Here is a 370-nt window from a genome sequence, read left to right on the forward strand (position 1 = left end):
ATCCAGCCAGCACCGCACCCGCTGCACCGCGGCCAGATGCTCCACCGTCTCCTGATAGCCCAGCCCGCCGGTACCGGAACCGGTCAGCATGGCCAGCAGCACCGCCGGGTCCGCCCCCGCCACCAGGGTTTCGAGGCGCTCGGCGTAATAGTCCGCGTGCGCTTTCGACTCAAACAAGCCCTCCGGCAGCAAGCACCCCTCGGGCAGGTTCGCGAGCTCGGCGAACTCCGCCGGCACCGCACCCACCCCCGGCGGCCGGTCCAGCACGTCATCCAGGTCCCGGGGCTCAAAATCCTCCCGGTACGCCCGGTTCCCCTGATCCAGCTCCTCGTCCGGGGCCGGCGGAACGTCCAGGCCCGCGTACGGGTCG

At 71.4% G+C, this 370-nt stretch carries 1 protein-coding gene; it reads right to left on the minus strand.

Annotated features, from left to right (window positions below; genetic code table 11):
- On the minus strand, positions 1–370 hold a 370-nt coding region (locus tag ACMX2H_RS19010; protein WP_414962844.1), incomplete at both ends, for a hypothetical protein.

Source organism: Arthrobacter sulfonylureivorans (assembly GCF_047607445.1).
Lineage (GTDB): Bacteria > Actinomycetota > Actinomycetes > Actinomycetales > Micrococcaceae > Crystallibacter > Crystallibacter sulfonylureivorans_A.